Origin of the sequence: Allobrachymonas wangyanguii (genome assembly GCF_045055315.1) — a bacterium.
Taxonomy (GTDB): Bacteria; Pseudomonadota; Gammaproteobacteria; order Burkholderiales; family Burkholderiaceae_C; genus Brachymonas; species Brachymonas wangyanguii.
This window is the reverse complement of sequence record NZ_CP173677.1, coordinates 2,099,496-2,119,735: the sequence shown is the minus strand read 5'-3', so window position 1 is coordinate 2,119,735 and position 20,240 is coordinate 2,099,496. Positions and strand designations below refer to the sequence as shown.

The 20,240-nt window shown below is 64.6% G+C and carries 16 protein-coding genes and 1 tRNA gene; 7 read left to right on the top strand and 10 right to left on the bottom strand.

Annotated elements, in window-relative coordinates:
* Window positions 1–24 precede the first annotated feature (24 nt).
* From ACI3EV_RS10205 to rodA, 6 genes are all read right to left on the bottom strand, one after another.
* Window positions 25–1,248 (bottom strand): YbfB/YjiJ family MFS transporter, encoded by a 1,224-nt coding sequence (locus ACI3EV_RS10205; RefSeq protein WP_329769373.1) that lies wholly within the window; start codon window positions 1,246–1,248, stop codon window positions 25–27.
* Window positions 1,249–1,524: 276 nt separating this feature from the next.
* Window positions 1,525–1,836 (bottom strand): hypothetical protein, encoded by a 312-nt coding sequence (locus ACI3EV_RS10200; protein WP_337690127.1) that lies wholly within the window; start codon window positions 1,834–1,836, stop codon window positions 1,525–1,527.
* A 107-nt stretch (window positions 1,837–1,943) separates the two neighbouring features.
* A complete protein-coding gene (locus tag ACI3EV_RS10195; RefSeq protein ID WP_329769370.1) occupies window positions 1,944–3,071 on the bottom strand; it encodes a 3-deoxy-7-phosphoheptulonate synthase in 1,128 nt (375 codons plus the stop codon).
* A 245-nt stretch (window positions 3,072–3,316) separates the two neighbouring features.
* Complete coding sequence (tldD, locus tag ACI3EV_RS10190; RefSeq protein WP_405198070.1) at window positions 3,317–4,807, bottom strand: metalloprotease TldD; 1,491 nt, start codon at window positions 4,805–4,807, stop codon at window positions 3,317–3,319.
* Between the two features lie 125 nt (window positions 4,808–4,932).
* Window positions 4,933–5,274 carry a YegP family protein gene (locus ACI3EV_RS10185; RefSeq protein WP_337690131.1) on the bottom strand — a complete coding sequence of 114 codons (342 nt, stop codon included), beginning with the start codon at window positions 5,272–5,274 and terminating at the stop codon, window positions 4,933–4,935.
* A 149-nt stretch (window positions 5,275–5,423) separates the two neighbouring features.
* Window positions 5,424–6,578, bottom strand: a complete 1,155-nt coding sequence (gene rodA, locus ACI3EV_RS10180) for a rod shape-determining protein RodA (RefSeq protein WP_329769364.1) — start codon at window positions 6,576–6,578, stop codon at window positions 5,424–5,426.
* Window positions 6,579–6,704: 126 nt separating this feature from the next.
* On the opposite strand from rodA, the gene ACI3EV_RS10175 reads away from it, so the two are divergent.
* The 3 genes from ACI3EV_RS10175 (at window position 6,705) to gltS (ending at window position 9,118) form a co-directional block, all read left to right on the top strand.
* Window positions 6,705–7,484, top strand: coding sequence for an enoyl-CoA hydratase (locus ACI3EV_RS10175; protein ID WP_329769362.1), 780 nt, complete (start codon window positions 6,705–6,707; stop codon window positions 7,482–7,484).
* Between the two features lie 66 nt (window positions 7,485–7,550).
* A tRNA-Met gene (locus ACI3EV_RS10170) sits at window positions 7,551–7,627 on the top strand.
* 213 nt (window positions 7,628–7,840) lie between these two features.
* Entirely contained in the window at window positions 7,841–9,118 is a 1,278-nt protein-coding gene (gene gltS, locus ACI3EV_RS10165; RefSeq protein WP_329769360.1) for a sodium/glutamate symporter, read from the top strand.
* 16 nt (window positions 9,119–9,134) lie between these two features.
* On the opposite strand, the gene ACI3EV_RS10160 is transcribed toward gltS, so the two are convergent.
* The 3 genes from ACI3EV_RS10160 to ACI3EV_RS10150 form a co-directional block, all read right to left on the bottom strand.
* On the bottom strand, window positions 9,135–9,746 hold the full coding sequence (locus ACI3EV_RS10160; RefSeq protein WP_337690136.1) for a hypothetical protein: 612 nt from the start codon (window positions 9,744–9,746) through the stop codon (window positions 9,135–9,137).
* 142 nt (window positions 9,747–9,888) lie between these two features.
* Window positions 9,889–10,536 carry a response regulator gene (locus tag ACI3EV_RS10155; RefSeq protein ID WP_329769356.1) on the bottom strand — a complete coding sequence of 216 codons (648 nt, stop codon included), beginning with the start codon at window positions 10,534–10,536 and terminating at the stop codon, window positions 9,889–9,891.
* Window positions 10,533–12,326, bottom strand: coding sequence for a PhnD/SsuA/transferrin family substrate-binding protein (locus ACI3EV_RS10150; RefSeq protein WP_329769355.1), 1,794 nt, complete (start codon window positions 12,324–12,326; stop codon window positions 10,533–10,535). The genes ACI3EV_RS10155 and ACI3EV_RS10150 overlap by 4 nt, the downstream gene beginning before the upstream one ends.
* Window positions 12,327–12,490: 164 nt before the next feature.
* On the opposite strand from ACI3EV_RS10150, the gene dsrO reads away from it, so the two are divergent.
* From dsrO to ACI3EV_RS10135, 3 genes are read left to right on the top strand one after another with little or no spacing between them, the layout of a single operon-like run.
* A complete protein-coding gene (gene dsrO / locus ACI3EV_RS10145; protein WP_329769353.1) occupies window positions 12,491–13,258 on the top strand; it encodes a sulfate reduction electron transfer complex DsrMKJOP subunit DsrO in 768 nt (255 codons plus the stop codon).
* Between the two features lie 14 nt (window positions 13,259–13,272).
* Window positions 13,273–14,310: an NrfD/PsrC family molybdoenzyme membrane anchor subunit gene (nrfD, locus tag ACI3EV_RS10140; protein ID WP_337690138.1), complete on the top strand. Its 1,038-nt coding sequence runs from the start codon at window positions 13,273–13,275 to the stop codon at window positions 14,308–14,310.
* A 33-nt stretch (window positions 14,311–14,343) separates the two neighbouring features.
* Entirely contained in the window at window positions 14,344–17,727 is a 3,384-nt protein-coding gene (locus tag ACI3EV_RS10135; RefSeq protein WP_337690140.1) for a tetrathionate reductase subunit A, read from the top strand.
* A gap of 25 nt (window positions 17,728–17,752) precedes the next feature.
* On the opposite strand, the gene ACI3EV_RS10130 is transcribed toward ACI3EV_RS10135, so the two are convergent.
* Window positions 17,753–18,700, bottom strand: a complete 948-nt coding sequence (locus ACI3EV_RS10130; protein WP_329769348.1) for an acyl-CoA thioesterase domain-containing protein — start codon at window positions 18,698–18,700, stop codon at window positions 17,753–17,755.
* A gap of 142 nt (window positions 18,701–18,842) precedes the next feature.
* Between ACI3EV_RS10130 and miaB the strand changes: the two genes are divergently transcribed.
* Window positions 18,843–20,192, top strand: a complete 1,350-nt coding sequence (miaB, locus tag ACI3EV_RS10125) for a tRNA (N6-isopentenyl adenosine(37)-C2)-methylthiotransferase MiaB (protein ID WP_329769346.1) — start codon at window positions 18,843–18,845, stop codon at window positions 20,190–20,192.
* The last annotated feature ends 48 nt before the right edge of the window (window positions 20,193–20,240 follow it).

The window sequence follows — 20,240 nt, the reverse complement described above, 5'->3', positions numbered from 1 at the left end:
GTACGGTCTGGCCGGCGGGCTGCTTCAGGAGACAACCTGTACTCGGCCGTGTTGGGCGTGTCGCTTTTCTTCCTGCAGCACGGCCAGCAGCAACCCCATGCCCAGCACCATCACCAGGGCGGTCACGATCAGGGCGCCGTGGTAACTGCCAGTGGCATTGGCGATGGTGCCGGCCATGGCCGGCGCGAAAATCTGGGCCACGCCATAACTTACGGTCATGCGCGCCATGGCCTTGGCAGGGTTGGCCGGGAAATGGCGTCCGGTCAGCGTCAGCGTCAGGCTGACGATGCCGACAAAGGTCACGCCATACAGGATGGCGCCAATCACGTTGAGCGTGGCGCTGCCGGTAAACACCGGCAGGATGATGGACAGGGTCTGCAGCGCATAGGCCAGCAGCAGCGCCTGCACCTGGCCCATGGCACCGGCGATACGATCCCAGAGGAAGCAGGAGGGCGCAGCGGCAACGCCAGCAATCACCCAGACCCAGTTGCCCTTGCCGGCCAGCAAGGGCAATTCCAGCAGGATTGCGACGATGAAGGTGGCGGTAACGACAAAGCCGAAGCCGGCGCAGAAATAGGCGCCCATCATCAGTCGCATCCAGCGGCCGCCCGGACTGGTGACCGTTGCTGCAGGGCTGGCGCCGGCCGCAGCTGGCGGCATGCTGGCCGGGGCCGGCATCCACCACCAGGCTGGCACGAAGAACAGCAGTCCGAGCAGCGTCAGCCAGATCCATTGCCCCTGCCAGGACAGGTGGTCGACCATGCTGGCCACGGCAACACCAGTCACCACCATGCCCAGGCCCATGCCCATGAAGTGCAGGCCGAGCTCCGGCTTGAAGCCGTGGCGGATCAGCCAGTTCAGCACCAGGCCGGAGGCCAGCAACAGTCCGGCGATATTGGAAAAGCCGGCGATATAGCGCAGCAGCGCCCACAGGTAGACGTTTTCGGTCAGCCCCATGCCGACCGTGCTGACCAGAGCCAGCAGCAGACCGTAACGGTACAGGCGGTATTTCTGCTGCAGGTCACCGACCGTGGCGGCCAGCAGGACGCCGCTCATGTAGCCGGCATAGTTCAGCGTGGCCAGCCAGCCGCCGGCCAGCGCTGACAGCCCGGCCTGCTCGCTCATGATGGGCAGCATCGGCGTATAGGCAAAGCGGCCCATGCCAACGGTAAGGATCAGGGCGCAAATGCCGGCCAGGATGACGCGGCGGCGCTGGGCGAGGGTCGATGGGGTAGGCGTAGCAGTCACGAAAAAGGCGGGTAACGGACAAACAGGACAGCGTCAGAGCTGGTCGCCGGGAATGGTGGGCGGCAGGCTGGCCAGCTCCTCATTGGTAAAGACGCAGGAGCAGGGCAGATCATACGGAGTCTCCTGTCGTGATGAGGGTGCCTGCCGGAGCGGCAAAAACCATCATAGAGGCAGGCAACAGCCGGGTCGTACCGGGGAAAACCCTAGCCGCAGGCAAGACCGCAGACAGCAAAACGCCAGCGCGAGGCTGGCGTACTTGCGGGGAAATCCTGGATCTCAGAACGAGATCATGGTGTTTTCGGCATCGATGCTGATGACCTGCTTGGCCAGGGCCGTCTTGGCGGCGCTGGCAAAGCTGGTGGCCCATTCCTGGTTTTCAAAGCCGGAAGGACCGGCGCTCTGGGCAATGCGCACCACCTTGTCGGCATTCAGCACCTTGCCCGAGGAACGGATCGGCTCGCAGTCGAGGCGCACGAATTCCTGGTCGAGCCAGGTACGTGCTTCCTGGGTGTCCATCTCGGGCACCGAGTCGAGCGGGATGATGAATTCCTGGGTGGGGCTGAACTTGACGATCAATTCGCTTTGCATGTCGCATGTCTCCGTTGGCTGGAACCGGTCACAGCAGGTGACCGGAATCCACCCATTTTAGAAAGAGTTGACGTGTGCGGAAGCCGACTCAGGGAAAGCACTAGCGCTTATTTTCCCTGCTTGCGACGCGCCTTGACGCCTTCGGACAGGATTTCCAGCGCCTGCAGCGTGTCATCCCAGCCCAGGCAGGCATCGGTAATGCTCTTGCCGTACTCCAGCCCGGCCAGCGAATCCTTGCCCGGCGTGAACTTCTGGGCGCCGGCGTGGATATTGCTTTCCAGCATCACGCCGAACACCTTGTCGGAGCCGGAGGCCAGCTGGCGCGCGACTTCGCGCGAGACCTCGAGCTGCTTTTCGTGCTTCTTGCTGCTGTTGGCGTGGCTGCAGTCGACCATCACGGTCGGGCGCAGGCCGGCGTCCTTCAGGTCGCCGCAGGCGGCATCGACATTGGCCTCGTCATAGTTGGGCTGCTTGCCGCCGCGCAGGATCACGTGGCAGTCCGGGTTGCCCTCGGTATCGACGATGGCGACATGGCCGTTCTTGTGCACCGACAGGAAGTGGTGGCCGCGTGAAGCGGCCTGGATCGCGTCCGTGGCGATCTTCAGGTTGCCGTCGGTACCGTTCTTGAAGCCGATCGGAGCTGACAGGCCGCTGGCCAGCTCACGGTGGATCTGGCTTTCGGTGGTGCGTGCACCAATCGCGCCCCAGGAGATCAGGTCACCGATGTACTGCGGGGAGATCACGTCCAGGAACTCGCTGCCGGCCGGCAGGTCCAGGCGGTTGATGTCGATCAGCAGCTGGCGCGCAATGCGCAGGCCCTCGTCGATGCGGCAGCTTTCGTCCAGGTAGGGGTCGTTGATCAGGCCCTTCCAGCCCACCGTGGTGCGCGGCTTCTCGAAGTAGACGCGCATCACGATTTCCAGCGTGTCGGCGAAGTGGTCGCGCTGCTGCTTCAGGCGCTGCGCGTACTCCAGCGCCGCCTTGGGATCGTGGATCGAGCAGGGGCCGACGACGACCAGCAGGCGGTCATCCTTGCCACGCATGATCTGCTGGATGGTCTTGCGGGTATTGCCCACCAGTTTTTCAACCGGGGAGCCCTTGATCGGGAAGAAGCGGATCAGGTGTTCGGGAGGGGGCAGCATGGTCAGGCTCTTGATGCGGGCGTTGTCGGTCGTTCCAGTCTTGTCGGCCGGCTGTGCATACAGAGTCGTGTCGCTGGTCTTGGGCGGGGTCATCGGAGAGCTCCTGTGTGGGTAGGTTGACTGGTCAAAAACGGGGCGAAAAAAAACCGCCAGGGGTTTCCGGGCGGTTCAGGAGGGTTACGCTTTTCAGGTGTGCTCAAGCCTCTCGTCCGCCAAAGACAGAGAACCAAAAGCCAAAATAGAAAGCGCGTGAAACTTGCATGGAACTGACTATACCATGAGCCTAATCCCGCATGTCAAGGTCGGACATGCAATTCCGGCCCGACATGTGGATTGCGTCACGCCGTACCGCCCACCGTGAGGCCGTTGATGCGCATGGTCGGCTGGCCAACGCCCACCGGCACGCTCTGGCCTTCCTTGCCGCAGGTGCCGACGCCGCTGTCCAGGCGCATGTCGTTGCCGATCATGCTGACGCGGGTCAGCGCGTCCGGGCCGTTGCCGATCAGCGTGGCGCCCTTGACCGGATACTGCAGCTTGCCGTCTTCCACCCACCAGGCCTGGCTGGCCGAGAACACGAACTTGCCGCTGGTGATGTCGACCTGGCCGCCGCCGAAGTTGGTGGCGTACAGGCCGCGCTTGAGGCTGCCGATAATGGCTTCGGGGTCTTCGCTGCCGCCGAGCATATAGGTGTTGGTCATGCGCGGCATCGGCAGGTGGGCGTAGCTCTCGCGGCGGCCGTTGCCGGTGGATTTGGTCTTCATCAGGCGCGCATTCATGCGGTCCTGCAGGTAGCCCTTGAGGATGCCGTCCTCGATCAGCACGGTCTGGCGCGTGGCGTGGCCTTCGTCGTCCACGTTCAGGCTGCCACGGCGGTCGGGCAGGGTGCCGTCATCCAGCACGGTGACGCCCTTGGCTGCCACGCGTTCGCCGATGCGGCCGGCAAAGGCGCTGCTGCCCTTGCGGTTGAAATCGCCTTCGAGGCCGTGGCCGACGGCTTCGTGGATCAGCACGCCGGGCCAGCCGGAGCCGAGCACCACGTCCATCTGGCCGGCCGGGGCCGGGCGCGCTTCCAGGTTGGTCAGCGCGGCGCCCACTGCTTCATCAACATACTGCTGCAGCAGGGCATCGTCGAAATAGTCCATGCCCAGACGGCCACCGCCGCCGGCAGAACCGACCTCGCGGCGCAGCTCGCCACTGATCTTCTGTTCCACGATCACGGTCAGGCTCAGGCGGATCAGCGGGCGCACGTCGGCAGCCAGCTTGCCGTCGGCGCGCGCCACCAGCACCACATCGTATTCGCCGGCCAGGCCGGCCATGACCTGCTTGACGCGCGTATCCTTGGCGCGCGCCATGCCTTCGATGCGCTCCAGCAGCTGGATCTTGGCGCTGCTGTCCAGCGTCAGGATCGGGTTTTCCGGGGTGTAGAGGCGGCGGCTCTTCGACAGCTTGCCAATCTTGCTGGCCGGCTCCACTTTGACGCGGCCGTGCTGGCCGGCCGAGCCGATGGTGCGCACGGTGCGTGCCGCGTCCTTCAGCGAAGCCAGCGAAATGTCATCGGAATAGGCGAAAGCGGTTTTTTCACCCGCCACGGCGCGCACGCCGACGCCTTGGTCAATACTGAAGCTGCCGGTCTTGACGATGCCTTCTTCCAGGCTCCAGCCCTCGCTGCAGGTGTATTGGAAATACAGGTCGGCATCATCGACACCGCGAGTGCGCATGCTGGCCAGCACCTTGTGCAGCTGGGCCTGGCTCAGGCCGAAGGGAGCCAGCAACAGCGATTCGGCAATCTCCAGGGGCTGGCGGGTATTCTGGGACGAAGGGGCGGGCATGGCCGCAGTCAGGGCGCTGGTCAGGTTCATGGGCGGATTGTAGGCGCAGAAGGCCAGCTGCTCCAGCCGCTGCCAGCGGATATCCGACGCCATCCGGGGGGATGGCGTGCCGGGTCAGGGGAGAGTCAGGCTTCGGCCGTCAGGTCGTTGACGGTGGCTTCGGGGGCGTGCTTTATCACCGATTCGATGCCGTTGTCACGCGAGGCTTCGCTCTTGTACATCTGGCTCTGGCCAATGACCTGGTGGTTGCCGGCCTTGAGCACGAAGTAGGGCGAACCATCCTTGGCTTCGAGGCGCTGGAAACGGTTGGCGTCGGCGCCGTTCTTCTGCACCGATGCAATGCCCTTGTTGGCGCTGGCGCGGGTTTCGTACATCTCGCTGCTCAGGATGGCCTGGCCGTTGCTGGCCTTGAGCGTGAAGAAGAACTTGCCGTTGCTGGATTTTTTCAGATCGATCTGGCCTGCCATGTACGTCTCCTGAGGGATGGTGCAGACACGCATATCCGGCCCCTGCCGGAGGGGTCTGCACGCACATGGTAAGGTGAAAAAAGCCAGGCGGAATCCGTGTTTGCGTGGATACCGTGCATATGTCACGCAAGCTGGCAGATCCCTGTGTTTCAGCTATGGAAGGTACGCCGGTCGCGTGCGATGGAGAACAGGATGCCGAGCGACAGCCCCAGCGTGACCATGGCGGTACCGCCATAGCTGATGAAGGGCAGCGGCACGCCCACCACCGGCAGGATGCCGCTGACCATGCCGATGTTGACGAAGGTGTAGGTGAAGAACATCACGCCAATCGAGCCGGCCATCAGGCGGCCAAAGCGCGTGCTGGCCTGGGCGGCGATGATGAAGATGCGGGCAATCAGGAAGATGAAGGCCAGCAGCAGCACGATGTTGCCGATAAAGCCGAACTCTTCGGAGTAGGCGGCAAAGATGAAGTCGGTGGTGCGCTCCGGGATGAACTCCAGGTGCGTCTGCGTGCCCTGCATGAAGCCCTTGCCCCAGACGCCACCGGAGCCGATGGCGATCATGCCCTGCAGGATGTGGAAGCCCTTGCCGAGCGGATCGCGCGTGGGATCGAGCAGGGTGCAGACACGCTGGCGCTGGTATTCGCGCAGGATGTGCCAGTCGACATCGGGCTGGCACAGGGCATCGCCATTCCAGACCAGCAGGGTGATGGCGATGGCGCCGAGGATGATGGGCGGCAGCACCAGCCTCCAGCTCAGGCCGGCAAAGAAGATCACCGAGGCACCGGTCATCAGCACCAGCAGGGCGGTACCCAGGTCCGGCTGTTTCATGATCAGGCCGACTGGCAGTAGCAGCAGGCCGAAGGCGATCACGTAATCCATGGTCTGTGGCGTGCCTTCGCGGCGCTGGAACCACCAGGCCAGCATCATCGGGGCGGCAATCTTGAGCAGTTCACTCGGCTGGATTACCACGCCGATGTTGATCCAGCGCGTGGCGCCTTTCTTGGTGATGCCGAACAGCAGTACCGCCAGCAGCAGCACGGCGCCTAGCGTGTAGAGTGGTACCGCCAGCTGCTGCAGGCGCTGCTGCGGCACCATCGCCACGGCCAGGATGATGGCCCAGGCCAGCAGCATGTTGCGGCTGTGGTCGACAAAGCGCGTGCCGTGGTCAAAGCCGGAAGAGTACATGGCGGTCAGGCCGATGCCCATCAGGATCAGGATGGCCAGCGCCAGCCAGCCGTCAAAGCCCTTGAACAGGGAGAGGGCAGTGCGCCAGAGGGGGGGCTTGTCGATGACAGCAGACATGGCGCAAGATTATCCCAGGTATTCCTCCTGCCTGCAGCGCCTTGGCTGACGTATACGTCACCGTTGTCGTTTATAGTGCAGGAGGAATCATCGACATCCCCCATGATCTAGAGGAGAGACAAATCCATGAGCTATACCTGCATTGAAACCCGTGTGGAAGGCGAGAAGGTCGGTATCGTCACGCTGAACCGTCCGAAGGCCCTGAACGCGCTGAACGACACCCTGATGGACGAACTGGGCGCGGCGCTGAAGGCGTTTGACGCTGACGACAAGATCGGCTGCATCATCGTGACCGGCAGCGAGAAAGCCTTTGCCGCTGGTGCCGACATTGGTGGCATGGCGACCTACAGTTTTGCCGATGCCTACGGCGGTGACTACATCACCCGCAACTGGGAAGGCATCCGCACCATCCGCAAGCCGGTGATTGCTGCCGTGAGCGGCTACGCACTGGGTGGCGGTTGCGAACTGGCCATGATGTGCGACTTCATCATCGCCGCCGACAATGCCAAGTTCGGCCAGCCGGAAATCAAGCTGGGCGTGATCCCGGGTGCCGGTGGTACGCAGCGCCTGCCGCGCGCCGTGGGCAAGAGCAAGGCCATGGACATGTGCCTGACCGCCCGCATGATGAACGCCGAGGAAGCCGAGCGCGCCAGCCTGGTGAGCCGCGTGGTGCCGCTGGACAAGCTGATGGAAGAAACCCTGGCTGCCGCCCTGGTGATCGCCAGCATGCCGCGCCTGACCGTGTACGCAGCCAAGGAAGCCGTGAACCGCGCCTTCGAAGGTTCGCTGAACGACGGCGTGTGGTTCGAGCGTCGCCTGTTCCACAGCCTGTTTGCCACCAACGACCAGAAGGAAGGCATGGCGGCCTTCGTCGAGAAGCGTCCGGCCAACTTCACCAACAACTGATTTTTTTGCCGGCGGCGCACATTTTTGTGACACGCCGGCAAAAATGCTGCTACAATGTCGTTCTTCGGCGCTTTAGCTCAGTCGGTTAGAGCGATGGAATCATAATCCACAGGTCCGCGGTTCGAATCCGTGAAGCGCCACCAGACATGAAAAATCCCCTGATGAGTCATCATCAGGGGATTTTTTTCGTGGATCGTTTCGCGATGGTGCGTTCGCCAGAACGACCGGACGCATGGCCTAGAATGGCTCAGGTAGCTGGCCGCTACGGACTCCCTGAAGAGGATGTCCACACGGCTGCATGAAGAAAGGAGGGCGTCTGCCGGACGCCGGGCTTCATTGGACTGGAGGATGTCGAGATGGAAATTGCGCTCAACGGTTACTACACGATGATTCTGGCCACGCTGGTGCTGCTGCTGGGCCGCTTCCTCATCGTCAAGATCCGGTTCCTGTCGGATTTCAATATTCCGGAGCCGGTGGCGGGAGGCCTGCTGGCAGGGATCGTGGTGGTGCTGCTCAACTCCATTTTCGGGCTGACTTTCAAGTTCGAGACGCAGCTGCAGACAGCTTTCATGCTGATGTTCTTCTCATCGATTGGCTTGAGCGCCGACTTCAGCCGCTTGCGGGCGGGTGGCAAGCCGCTGGCGATTTTCCTGCTGGTGGTGGCGGTGTTCATCCTGCTGCAGAACGCGGTGGGCGTGAGCATGGCCAGCCTGCTGGGACTGGAGCCGTTGCTGGGACTGGTCACGGGCTCGATCACCCTGACTGGCGGCCACGGCACCGCCGGTGCCTGGGGGCCGGTGCTGGAGCAGCGCTATGGCGTGACCGGTGCCACGACGCTGGGCATTGCCACGGCCACCTTTGGCCTGGTGGCGGGTGGCCTGATCGGTGGGCCGGTGGCCCGCTATCTGCTGGCGAGGATGGGGCACCAGAAGCTGCCCGAGCCCGAGCAGCAGACGCAGGTGGAAGCCGTTGCCGCCTCGCAATCGCTCTACAGCACGCGCCATACCGAGTCTGGTGACCAGCTGGACGAGGCCATGTTCGACAAGCCGGACGAAATCCGCCTGATCACCGCATCCTCCACCATCGAGACGCTGGCCCTGTTTGCCGCCTGCATGGCGTTTGCCGGGGTCATGACGACGGCGGCAAAAGGCACGGCTTTTGAATTGCCGACTTTTGTCTGGGCGCTGGGCGGCGGCGTGATCATTCGCAACGTGCTGACCAACTTCTTCAAGTTTGACATGTTCGATCGCGCCATTGACGTTTTTGGCAACGCCTCGCTGTCACTCTTCCTGGCGATGGCGCTGCTCTCCTTGCGCCTGTGGGAATTGACCGATCTGGCGCTGCCGGTGCTGCTGATCCTGGCGGTGCAAACCGTGGTGATGATGCTGTATGCCAGCCTCGTGACTTTCACGGTGATGGGGCGCGATTATGACGCTGCCGTGCTGGCGGCAGGCCATTGCGGATTCGGCATGGGCGCCACGCCAACGGCAATTGCCAATATGCAGGCGATTACCGATCGGTATGGCGTGTCGTACAAGGCCTTCCTGATCGTGCCGATGGTGGGCGCGTTCTTCGTGGACCTGGTCAACGCTGCCATCCTGCAGGTCTTTACGCAGCTGCCGTTCCTGCACTAAGCCGGGCTGAGGAGGCTCAGGCCTCCAGCTCGACCCAGTCCGGCGCACTGGTCGGCTGCAGCGTCTGTTCGACCCAGCCGCTCCAGACCGTGGCAAACGCCTGTCGTTCCGCGTCGGACGCCTGCGGCTCCAGTGCCGGGCGCAGCAACTGGCTCATGTTGGCCGGGCTGGGCACGCTGTGGCCGCGGCGCATGAATTCCACCGACTGGCCTGAATCCAGACGCGTGAGTCGGATGTCGCCGCGCATCGGTACCTCGAACTGCAGCAGGTCCTTGCGGCCAAAATGTCCGGCCAGGCCCTTGAAGCCGCCGGCATTGGCAGCGCCGGTGACCAGACTCACCACACTGGCGATCACGCCCACCACGCCTTCATCCAGCGGTTGGCGGAATTCGACCCGGATATGGCTGCGGACCGGTGTACTGTCCGGGTAGAGTCGCGCCAGGGCGGCGCGGGTCAGCTGCCAGGCCCCGGCGACGGTGGGGCAGGAGTGGCCGGTCAGCTTGACGGCATCGAGATAGCGGTATTCGATCAGGCCGTCTTCGGCAGAGCCAAGGGTCCGGGCCAGCGGGTCCATCATCAGGATGGCGGGGACCGAGTCGTAGTAGGCGGGGGTGTTCATGGTGGCCATGGTGCTGTCCTTGTGGTTGGCGCTTTGCCAGGACGCAAGCGCGCATGCCGATCCATGATACGTGCCTGGGGATACGCACATTCCGCTTGCGTGAATGTGCTGCGGGGAAGGACGGTGCGCCTGAGGTGGAGGCGGCAGCGCGTCAATCCAGCGCTTGTGGATCTGCCTGCAGGATCAGCCGCGCCAGCTCGGCCGCGCTGCCCAGGCCGGTTTTTTCCATCACGTGCTGGCGGTGGATGTGTACGGTTTTTTCACTGATGTCGAGCTCGCGTGCCACCAGCTTGTTGGGCAGGCCGCGTGCCACCAGCAGCGCGACTTCGGCTTCACGCGGGGTCAGCTGCTGCAGGCGGGTGCTGGCCTGGCGCGTGCGCTCTTCGGATTGCAGGCTGGCCTCGCGCTGGCGCAGCGCAGCGGCCACGATGTCGAGCAGGCGCTGGTCCTTGAACGGTTTTTCCAGAAAATCGAAGGCCCCGTGCTTCATCGCCTGGACTGCCAGTTCGACATCGCCATGGCCGGTCAGGAACACGATCGGCAGCGCGCACTCCAGCGATCGCAACTGCTGCTGCAGTTCCAGCCCGCTCATGCCGGGCATGCGCACATCCAGCAGCAGGCAGCCGATGGCAGATGCTTGCGGCAGGCCCTGCTCCAGGAACCTGGTCGCGGAGGTGTGCGCCACCACGTCCCAGCCCATCGATTCCAGCAGGAACACCAGCGAGCGGCGGAAGGCTTCATCGTCATCGACGACATGGATCTGCCAGGAGGTGGACGGAAGGGAATCGGTGGACATCATGCAAGCGGGAGGGTGAGGGTAAAGACCAGACCGGTACCATTGTCGGCGGATTCGGCATCCAGCCGGCCGCCGTGGGCTTCGGCGATGCTGCGGCAGATGGACAGGCCGAGCCCCATGCCGCTCGGCTTGGTAGTGTAGAAGGGATCGAACAGGTGCGCCAGACGCTCCGGCGGCAAGGGTTCGCCGTGGTCACGCACCATGATCTGCAGGCTGGAGCTGCTGGTCGCCAGTCGCACTTCCAGGCGCTGCCGTTCCGGTGGCAGCTGCTGCGTGGCGTCGGAGCCGTTCTTGAGCAGATTCAGCAGCACCTGCTGCAGTTGCAGCGGATCGGCGACCACGCGCGTTTCGGCTGTCAGCTCGTCCAGCAGCGTGACTTCAGGCGGGTTGACCTGCATGTCGCGGAACAGGGCGATGGCTTCCTGCACCATGGGCGTGGGCTGCAGCAGCTCGGGTTGCGCCACGCGCTTCTTGGCAAAGCTGCGGATGCGGCTCAGGATGCCGGCAGCGCGTTCGGCCTGGCCGGTCATCTCGCGTGCGGCTTCACGCACGGCATCGGGCGTCAGGCGCTGGTTGTCGATGCGGCGCGTCAGGCTTTGCGCATAGTTGCCGATGGCGGCCAGCGGCTGGTTCAGCTCGTGTGCCAGCGTGCCGGACAACTCTCCCAGCACCGACAGGCGCGACATGTGCTCTGCCTGTTCGCGGCTCTGGCGCAGGTGCTGCTCCAGCTCCTTGCGCTCGGCCAGCGCGGTGCGCAGCGCTGAGGTGCGCGCATGCACCAGCCGTTCCACATGGGCGGTATAGAGGCCGCCAAAGATGATCAGCGCCGCCAGGCCAGCCAGCCAGGGCCAGAAGCGTGCAGCCAGATCGCCCAGCGTGGGCGTGTGCAGCACGGCGTAGGGGCCGATATGCAGCTCGCGCTGCAATTCGTGTACCGACTGGTAATCGGCCGGCACGGTCCAGTGGATCGGGCTGCTGCGGCTGTCCATTTCCAGCAGGGCGATGGTGACCTGCTTGGCCAGTACCGGATCGGTATGGCGCAAGGCGGCCAGCGGCCAGTTGGGGTAGAGCCGGGTTGAGCTGGCGCAGGGAAAGCCGGTTTCGCGGCGCGGCGCGACGACGCGGAAACGCTCCAGCCAGGCCGGCTGGCTTTCCAGCATGCAGGCGCGCACCAGGCCGGCATCGACCTGGCCGGCGGCGACGGCTTCCAGCACCTTGTCCATCGGCAGGCCGACCACCTCCAGGGTCAGGTCACGTGCCGGATCGATGCCTTCGGCGGCGAGTTCGCGCCAGACCAGCTGGTAACCGGAAAAGCCCTGTTGCCCGATGATGGCGACGCGCTTGCCGCGCAGGTCGCGCAGGCGCTGGATATCAGTGCGGCCACTGAGCGTGACGACGGCGCTGCCGACCGCCTGCCAGGCCGATCCGGGCATGCTGCTGCCGGTCTGCAGCGTCAGCAGGCGGGAGGCGCCAAGGCTGGATTCCAGCTCGACGTAATGGCCGGGGTTGGTGATGACGAAATCGATTTGCTGTGCTTCGGCTGCCTGCTGCAAGGCGGCGTGATCGAGCGAGAGCAGCTCGACCTGGTAGTCGGGCAGGGCCTGTTCCAACTGGCGCGCGACCGGGCTCCATTCCTCGACGGCGGCTTCGGCACCCAGATAGGCGAGCACGCCCAGGCGCAGCGGCTTGGCCTGGGCCAGTGCCGGCAGCAGCAGCGCCAGGCCGATCAGCAGCCAGGGCAGGCCGGCGCGCAGCCAGAGGGTGCGGCGCGGAACAGGAGGCTGGTTCGTCATGCGGGGATGGGATGGGTAGACAAGCCGAAATTCTAGGAGGAATGTCCCTTCTGGCAATAGGGAAAATAGTCTAGGGGCATGCCCGCTCTTCCGGATGGGCAGCGGGGACGGGTTTTTACAGAATAAGCCATGTTGTGTGAATCTGCTTACAGGACGCCCCGCGTATGAAAACTCCTAGCACTCCTCCCTCTGGCAGCAAGCGCGGCCTGTTGCGCGCCATGCTCGGCCTGGGCGTGACCGCCACCGGCGTGGTGGTTGCCGATCCGGCCGAGGCCGCCATCAACAGCCAGCCGGTGCGCCGCCCAGGCGAAGAAGGCAAGCGCTACGGCATGGTGGTCGATATCCGCCGTTGCATCGGCTGCCAGGCCTGTACCGTCAGCTGCTCCATGGAGAACCTGCCGCCGATCGGCCAGTTCCGCACTACCGTGCTGCAGTACGAGGTGGATACCAAGGTCGAAGGCGCACCGCCGGCCATGGTCAGCCTGCCGCGCCTGTGCAACCACTGCGACAACCCACCCTGCGTGCCGGTCTGCCCGGTGCAGGCGACGTTCCAGCGCACCGATGGCGTGGTGCTGGTAGACAACGAGCGCTGCGTCGGCTGCGGCTATTGCGTACAGGCCTGTCCGTATGACGCGCGCTTCATCAACCACGAGACGCAGACGGCTGACAAGTGCACCTTCTGCGAGCACCGCCTGGAAGCCGGCCTGCTGCCGGCCTGCGTCGAAAGCTGCGTGGGCGGCGCGCGCAAGATCGGCGACCTGAACAACCCGGACAGCGAAGTCGCCACGCTGCTGCGCGAAAACCGCGACGACATCAAGACGCTCAAGCCTGATCTGGACACGCGCCCGCACGTGTTCTACATCGGCCTGCCGGACGCGTTTGTCGACGGTATTGACGGCCAGGCCGGCGTGCGCGTCGTGGCCGGTCACTGAACAAGGAGTCCATCATGGGCATTATCGAACTGCTGACCCCTGCCTACGAAGCGGCCTGGCTGCCCTGGGCCGTGCAATATTTCTTCCTGATCGGCATCGCCGCCACTACCGCGCTGACGGCATCGGTACTGGCTTTCGGCAAGCCGGGTTCCTGCATGGCGCGCCTGCTGCCGGCGGCGGTGGTCGTGTTGCTGACCGCCTGTATCGCGGCACCGGTATCGCTGCTGGCCGACCTGCACCAGCCGGGCCGGTTCTGGCATTTCTACGCCAACCCCACGCCCTGGTCGTGGATGTCGCTCGGCGCCTACCTGCTGCCGGTGTTCGTCGTGCTGTCGCTGCTGTTCAGCCTGCTCTGGTGGCAGGGCAAGCAGGGCCTGCTGCGCCTGGTGGCGCTGCTGCTGGCGCTCAGTGCGGTATCGATCCTGGTCTATACCGGCGGCGAGATGGCGGTGATCAAGGCGCGTCCGCTGTGGCACACGCTGCTGCTGCCGGTCAACCTGGCCCTGACCGGCTGGCTGGGCAGCCTGGGCGCGATGCTGCTGGTGGCGCGCTGGCTGCCGGCGAACTGGCGTGACAGCTTCCCGGCTGGCCTGGTACGCCGCATGGCGCAGCTCTGCACGCTGGCGCTGCTGGCCGCAGCCGTGACCTGGGCGGCCCTGGGTGCCACCGGACAGGAGCCTTCCTTTGATGCGGCGCTGCAGCTGTTCAACGAGTTCGGCGCCTGGCGCCTGGCGCTGCTGGGATCGATCCTGGGTGGCGTGCTGCTGCTGACCATGGTCTGGCGTCCGCTCGGCCAGAAGTCCCTGACGGCCGGTGACCAGCTGCTGCTGGCGGTGCTGATGCTGGCCGCTTCCTGGGTGTTCCGCTGGATGGTGTTCATGGCCGTGCAGACGGTGCCCAAGTTTGGTGCCGGCCTGTATCTGCAGGGTATCTCCTGGGGCAGCGATGGCGTGCTCGGCATGGTGGGCGTGTTTGGCCTGGTGGCCGCATTGCTGGCCATGGTGACCTACGCGCTGGAACGCTACCCCGGCAAGCCGCTGGCAAGCGCCTGACGGACGACGACTGGAATGACGAGGAACAAGACCATGACTGACAAGCACACTCCTTCCCGCAATGACAAGCCGGCTGGCGGCACCTCCCGTCGCAAGCTGCTGACGCACGGCGGTATCGCCGCCGGTGGCCTGGCCGCCTTTGCCGCCGGCTACGGCCAGACCGTCTACAAGGCCGCCAAGGGGCTGGTGACCGGCACGGCCGGCACGCCCACGGCCGATGCCCTGCGCGGCAACTCGCTGACGCCGGAATTCATCATTGATGCCGCGACTGGCCAGCTCAGCACCCAGCCGGGTCAGACCGTGAGCATGTCCAGCTGCCTGGGCTGCTGGACCCAGTGCGGCGTGCGCGTACGTGTCGATGATGCCCAGAACCGCATCCTGCGCGTGGCCGGCAACCCCTACCACCCGCTGGCGACCGTGAATCCGGCGCCAATGGAAACGCCGGTGCGCGAGGTCTATGCCATGCTGGGTGGTGAAAACGGCCTGGAAGGCCGCGCCACCTCCTGCGCACGCGGTTCGGCCATGCTGGAGCAGCAGAACAACCCGCATCGCGTGCTGCAGCCGCTCAAGCGTGTCGGCCCGCGTGGCTCCGGCAAATGGGAAACGATTTCCTTCGAGCAGCTGGTGCAGGAAGTCTGCGAAGGCGGCGACCTGTTCGGCGAAGGCCAGGTCGATGGCATGCGCGCCATCTTCGACCAGAAGACGCTGATTGATGCGCAAAACCCGGAATACGGCCCGCTGGCGAACCAGTTCATCTTTACCGATTCGGCCAACGAGGGTCGCACCGCGCTGGTGCGCCGCTTTGCCGAGCAGTCTTTCGGATCGCGCAACTTTGCCAACCACGGCTCCTACTGCGGCCAGACCTTCCGCGTCGGTACCGGTGCTGCCCTGGGTGACCTGGCAGGCCAGCCGCACGGCAAGCCGGACTGGCCGTCGGCCCGTTTCGGCCTGTTCATCGGTGCGGCGCCGGCACAATCCGGCAACCCGTTCCAGCGCCAGGGCCGCCAGCTGGCCGAAGCGCGCTCGCGCAAGGAGAACCCGTTCCGCTACGTGGTGGTATCGCCGATCCTGCCGACCTCGTCCAGCCTGGCTGCCGGCAGCGGCAACCGCTGGCTGCCGGTCAAGCCGGCATCCGATCTGGCACTGGTCATGGGCATGCTGCGCTGGATCATCGAGAACGAGCGTTACGACGTGCGCTACCTGCAGCAACCCGGCCCGCAGGCCATGGCCGCTGCCGGTGAAGCGACCTGGACCAACGCCACCCACCTGGTGATCGCTGATCCCAAGCATCCGCGTTTTGGCACCTTCCTGCGCGGTGAAGACCTGGGTTGGCCGCGCCCCAAGCCCGAGCCGAAGCCGGAAGCGCCGGCAGCGGCGCCTGCTGCAGCGGCTCCGGCGGCGGCTGCCGCCACTGGCGCCGCTGCTGTGGCCAGCGCCGCTGCCCCCGTCGCCAGCGCAGTCGTGGCTGCTGCTCCGGCTCCGGTCGCTGCTGCCTCGGCAGCTGTCGCCGGTACTGTTGCCGCCAAGCCCGCCGCTGCGGCCACGCCGCCGGCACCCCCGACCGAAGAGGAAGTGCCGGACGTCTACGTGGTGCAGCTGGTCGACGGCACGCTGGCACCGCACACCACGCTGGCTCCGGTGAACCTGGAAGTCGATAGCACGATTGACGTGCCGGCCTGGACCGAGAATGATCTGGGTGTGGCCGTGGCCGTGGCCACCTCCTTCACGCTGCTCAAGCGCGAAACCCAGCGCAAGACACTGGACGAATACGCTGAACTGTGCGGCGTGCCACGCGAGCAGATCGAGGAGCTGGCGAAGGAATTCACCAGCCACGGCAAGCTGGCCGTGGCCGATGCCCACGGTGGCACCATGGGTGGTGCCGGTTTCTACACCGCCTACGGCATCGCCATGCTGAACGTGATGGTCGGCAACATCAACGTGGCCGGTGGCCTGGTGCTGGATGCCGGCCAGTTCGGCCCCTTCGGCCCCGGTCCGCGCTACAACTTTGCCCAGTTCCCGGGCAAGGCCAAGCCGGCCGGCGTGGCGCTGTCGCGCAGCCGCTTCCCCTACGAGAAGACCAGCGAATTCAAGCGCAAGAAGGACAGCGGCCAGTCGCCGTACCCGGCGCAGGCACCCTGGTACCCGGCCGTGGGCAATATCAGCAGCGAGATGGTGGCATCGGCCCTGAACGGCTATCCCTATCGCGCCAAGGTCTGGTTCAACCACATGAGCAACCCGGTGTACTCGATCAATGGCTTCCGCAATGCCTTGCTGGACAAGCTGAAGGATCCGTCCATCCTGCCGCTGGTGGTGTCGATCAACCCCTTCATCAACGAGACTAATGCCTACGCCGATTACATCGTGCCCGATACCGTGACCTACGAAAGCTGGGGTATCTCCGTGCCCTGGGCTGATGTGGTGGTCAAGTCCTCCACCGTGCGCACGCCAGTGGTCGAACCCAAGGTCGCTAGGACGGCCACGGGCGAGCCGGTGAACCTGGAATCCTTCCTGTTCGCCTGTGCCCGCACGCTCAAGATGCCGGGTTTCGGCAAGGGCGCGCTCAAGGACAAGGAAGGCAATGCCTACGATCTGGACAGCGCCACCGACTTCTACCTGCGCGGTATCGCCAACATCGCCTGGTCCGGCGGCAAGCCGGTTGGCGATGCCTCCGATGACGATCTGGAAGTGACCGGCGTGAAGCGTTATGCAGCCCAGCTGCAGGGTGCGCTCAAGCCGGAAGAATGGCGCAAGGTCGCCATGGTGATGACGCGCGGCGGCCGTTTCGACAAGCTGGAAGATGCCTGGAAAGGGGATCAGATCAAGGCGAGCCACAAGCCGGCGATGCAGGTCTGGAGCGAAGAGATCAGCAAGATGCGCCACTCCATGACCGGACAGCGTTTCGACGGTTGCCCGACCTGGCACCCGACGCGCCTCGCCGACGGCACGCCGATGCGCGAGCGCTACACCGAACAGGAATACCCGTTCCTGATGACGTCTTACAAGTCCAACCTGATGAGTTCGATGTCGATCGCGGTGAGCCGCCTGCGTCAGGTACACCCGCACAACCCGATCTCCATCCACCGTGCCGACGCCGAACGCCTGGGCATTGGCAACGGCCAGAAGATCCGCGTCACCAGCCCGGGCGGTAGCCTGGTCGGTGTGGCGATCGTGCGAGACGGCATCCAGCAGGGCGCGATTGCCATCGAGCACGGCTATGGCCACTGGGAGCTGGGCGCGCGCGAACACCGCATCGACGGCAAGGCGATGCCGAGCAACCCGGATCTGGCGACGGGCGTCTGCCTGAACACGCTGGGCTTTGCCGATGCCACCCGCAACGGCCACGTCAACACCTGGGTCGAGACCGTCTCGGGCGGCGTCGTGCGCCAGGGCCTGCCGGTGCGCGTGGAGCGCGCCTGAGCCCAGGCGCGCTAGGCGCGCCGCCTTATCCTGCCGTCTTGATACCCGGCGGCAGGATATCGCTGCCCAGGGCGACCCAGCCGCGCTGCAGGCCTTCCTGCGCCAGCGAGGCGACCAGGGTGCCGTCCTGGGTGAAGACATTGCCCACGGTCAGGCCACGGCCGTGACCAGTAGCCGGACAACGCGCGTCGACCAGCAGCCACTGGTCGGCGCGTACTGCGTTGTGGAACCAGATGCCGTGGTTCAGGCTGGCCAGGAACAGACCGGAAGTGAACTTGTTGTCCAGATGCGGCGACAGTGCGGTAAACGGGAACCAGTAATCCGACATGTAGCCGAGCGCGGCCAGATGCAGCTGCGGATCATCGGGCAGCGTGTCGCGGATGCGCACCCAGTAGCGGAACGAATGTGTTTCCACGTGCTGCAGCAGGAAATCCAGACCGTCCAGCGGGCGCAGGTCGACGATGGAGGCATGCTTTAGCACGCCCTTGACGTGGCCCGGCACCAGGCCGGATTCATCGCTCAGGACCATGTCGCGCATGGTCGGCAGCGATTCCGGATCGGGCACATTGGGCGGCATGCTGACCTGGTGCGTCGGGCCCAGCTCGCCACGGTGGAAGGACACCGTCGCCACGATGATGCGGCGCTCGTTCTGCCAGCCGGTCACCTGCTGCACCGAGAAGTTGCGGCCATGCATCAGCGACAGCACCTCGTAGCGCATTGGCGCGCCCGGGCGACCCGGCATCAGGAAACTCAGCTGCATCTGGTGCGCGATCAGGTCTTCCGGCAGATCCTCGCAGGCCGCCATCAGCGCCTGACCGATCAGCTGGCCACCAAACAGCATGCCGTTGATGTTCACATCCGGAATTGGGTTGCTCAACAGGCCATCGGGATCGCGCTGCAGGCGCAACAGTTCGCCCAGCACCTTGTGCTGGTGCGGCAGGAAAGTCGGGGTATCAGGGGCTTGGGAAGACATGAAGCAAGGCTACCAAAAACGTCACGCGGTGTATCTGCATGGTAATGCGAAGTTTGGCTCTTTGCAGACGCCGCATTAAAATGCGCAGTTCCCCATATTTTCCCCCAGCCTCTGGATCAACACCACGAACCGCTGCCACACCATGACCACGACCACCACACCCAAGAAAGTCTTTATCAAAACCTTTGGCTGCCAGATGAACGAGTACGACTCGGACAAGATGGCCGACGTGCTGGGCGCCGCCCAGGGGTACGAGAAGACCGACAACCCCGAAGATGCCGACCTGATCCTGTTCAACACCTGCTCGGTGCGCGAAAAGGCGCAGGAAAAGGTGTTCAGCGACCTCGGTCGCGTCAAGCACCTGAAGGCCAAGGGCGTGAAGATTGGCGTGGGAGGTTGCGTCGCCAGCCAGGAAGGTGCGGAAATCATCAAGCGCGCGCCTTTCGTGGACGTGGTGTTCGGCCCGCAGACGCTGCACCGCCTGCCGGAGCTGCTCGATAGCAGCAGCGCCCAGCACAAGCCGCAGGTCGATATCAGCTTCCCCGAAATCGAGAAGTTCGACCACCTGCCGCCGGCGCGTGTCGAAGGCGCGAGCGCCTTTGTCTCGATCATGGAAGGCTGCAGCAAGTATTGCAGCTATTGCGTCGTGCCCTATACGCGTGGCGAGGAATTCAGCCGCCCGTTCGAGGAAGTGCTGGTCGAGGTCGCCGGCCTGGCCGAGCAGGGCGTGAAGGAAATCACCTTGCTGGGCCAGAACGTGAACGCCTACCGCGGCCCCATGGGCGACAGTGGCGAGATCGCCGACTTTGCCCTGCTGATCGAGTACGTGGCCGAGATCCCCGGCATCGAGCGTATCCGCTACACCACCAGCCACCCGAACGAATTCACCCAGCGCCTGATCGACGTCTACGCCAAGGTGCCGCAGCTGGTCAGCCACCTGCACCTGCCGGTGCAGCACGGTTCCGACCGCATCCTGATGGCGATGAAGCGCGGCTACACGGCGATGGAGTACAAGAGCATCATCCGCAAGCTGCGCGCTGTGCGCCCGGACATGTCGATGAGTAGCGACTTCATCGTCGGCTTCCCCGGCGAGACCGAAGACGACTTCCAGAAGATGATGCGCCTGATCGAGGATGTCGGCTACGACACCTCCTTCAGCTTCATCTTCAGCCCGCGCCCCGGCACGCCGGCCGCCAACCTGCACGATGACACCCCGCACGAGGTCAAGCTCAAGCGCCTGCAGCACCTGCAGGCCACCATCGAGCAGAACGTGCGCGCCATCAGTGCCAGCCGTGTTGGCACGGTGCAGCGCATCCTGGTCGAAGGCCCCTCGCGCAAGAATCCCGAAGAGCTGATGGGCCGCACCGCCTGCAACCGCATCGTCAACTTTGGCGCCGGTGCCGGCCGTGACCGCCTGGTCGGCCAGATGATCGACGTGCGCATCACCGAGGCGCTGCCGCACTCGCTGCGCGGCGAGGTGCTGGTCAGCTGATCCAGTCGTCTGTTTCAGGAGCGTGAACAACGCCCGGAAATGGACCAT